Source organism: Rhodomicrobium udaipurense JA643, from assembly GCF_000636015.1.
GTDB lineage: Bacteria > Pseudomonadota > Alphaproteobacteria > Rhizobiales > Rhodomicrobiaceae > Rhodomicrobium > Rhodomicrobium udaipurense.
Genome location: NZ_JFZJ01000229.1, coordinates 1 through 1745, shown reverse-complemented (window position 1 = coordinate 1745; position 1745 = coordinate 1). Strand labels below are relative to the sequence as shown.

Below are 1745 nucleotides of genomic sequence, written 5' to 3'. Positions count from 1 at the left end.
CCGCGCCGCAGGATTTCGAGACGCTTCTGCCGGGAACGGGAGGCGCGATCTACGGCCGGGCCTCGCACGGCTGGATGGCGTCGTTCCAGAGACAGGGGACGCGCTCGACCATGCCGGGCCTCTATTTCGCGGGGGGGAGCGTTCATCCGGGGCCGGGCATTCCGATGGCGGCGCTTTCTGGCGCTCTCGCATCGGAGGCGCTTCTTGCGGACCTCGGTTTGCCGAGACTGTTGAGCCGAATGGCTACGCCTGGTGGTATGTCGATGCGTTCAGCGCAGACCATCGCTACGGACTGACCATCATCGCCTTCATCGGCAGCGTCTTCTCGCCGTATTACGCGAAGGAGCGCCGCCGCGCGATCGTCGATCCAGCGCAGCACTGCTCCATCAATGTCGCGGTTTACGGGCGCGGCGCGGCACGCTGGGCGATGACCGAGCGGTGCCGCCATGCGCTGGGCGCGACGCCTGAACAACTCGCCATCGGGCCATCCAGCCTGTCATGGGACGGAACGCGCCTTATCGTGCGCATCGACGAGAAAGCGCCGGTCACGGGCCTGCCAGTTCGCGGCGTGGTCACGCTCGAACCCGAAATCCGCAGCGACTTCGCCACCGATTTCGGCACGGATGGCCGCCATCTCTGGGCACCGATCGCGCCCCGCGCTCGCGTGGAAGCGCGGTTCGATGCGCCCGCCATATCGTGGACCGGCACCGGCTATTTCGACACCAATCGCGGCGACGAGCCGCTGGAAGACGGCTTCTCCTACTGGAACTGGTCGCGGGCCTGCCTGTCGGACAGCGCCGTGATGCTGTACGAGGGGACGCGGCAGAACGGCTCGAAATTCAACATGGGCATCCAGATCGCGGCGGATGGCAGCGTCAGCCCGGTGGAGCTTCGCGAGCGCTGCGATCTTCCGCTGACGCGCTACTGGAAGATGCCGCGCGAAACGAGGGTTGACGCAGGCCACACCGCGAATGTGGAGCAGACGCTCGAAGACACGCCGTTTTATTCGCGCTCCATGATCGCCACGCATCTTCTCGGCGAGCCGGTGCATGCGATGCATGAGAGCGTTTCTCTCGACCGGTTCCGCAAGCGCTGGGTGCAATCGCTGCTGGGCTGGCGCATGCCCCGCGTGACGCTTCAGGGCAGTTCGCGTGGCGTTTTCGGAATGAGCCGCGATCAAATCGAATAAAAAGACGTCCCAGACTGAATAACTGTGGAAACAATCGGCCGTTATTTGTTTGTACGATACGAATCTGGCTCACGATTCGATGTCCGTAACATATTGCTAAGGGGCAATAAGACGATGGCGAAGAAACCAGCAGCTCCGAAACCCGCCGCCAAGCCGGCTACAGCCAAGGCCGCCGCCGCTCCGGCGAAGGCCGCTCCGAAGGCGAAGAAGGGCAAGTAAGCTCACTTACGATTTCGGTCGAAAGGCGGGGCGCGAGAAATCGCGCTCCGTTTCGTTTTCGGTCCCGCCGCCGTTGCTTCGCCATCCCTCGCGAAACGCACTCCTCGCCTCACGCCTCGTGAATGACGTTGCGCATCGTGCCGATCCCCTCGATCTCAGTTTCCAGCACGTCTCCGGGCTTCAGCCACTCAGGCGGCGTGCGGCCCATGCCGACGCCCGATGGCGTGCCGGTGGAGATGACGTCGCCCGGCTGAAGCGTCATGCCGCGCGAAAGCTCCGCGATGATGCGCGGGATGTTGAAGTACATGTCGCGCGTGTTGCCGTCCTGCTTCACGAC

At 64.0% G+C, this 1745-nt stretch carries 2 protein-coding genes and 1 pseudogene; 2 read left to right on the top strand and 1 reads right to left on the bottom strand.

Annotation, left to right across the window (positions count from 1 at the left end):
* Together T281_RS19695 and T281_RS17060 are read left to right on the top strand one after the other, a co-directional pair.
* Positions 1-296: pseudogene (locus tag T281_RS19695) on the top strand (1-hydroxycarotenoid 3,4-desaturase CrtD); the annotation flags it as partial.
* A 131-nt stretch (positions 297-427) separates the two neighbouring features.
* A complete protein-coding gene (locus tag T281_RS17060; RefSeq protein WP_155955332.1) occupies positions 428-1189 on the top strand; it encodes a carotenoid 1,2-hydratase in 762 nt (253 codons plus the stop codon).
* 328 nt (positions 1190-1517) lie between these two features.
* Here T281_RS17060 and T281_RS17055 read toward each other — a convergent pair.
* A partial coding sequence (locus tag T281_RS17055; RefSeq protein ID WP_037242484.1) for a fumarylacetoacetate hydrolase family protein occupies positions 1518-1745 on the bottom strand: 228 nt, incomplete at its 5' end.

Bases quoted from the DNA above. Each gene is read 5' to 3' on its own strand.
- T281_RS17060 (WP_155955332.1), top strand. From the start codon at position 428: ATGACCGAGCGGTGCCGCCATGCGCTGGGCGCGACGCCTGAACAACTC.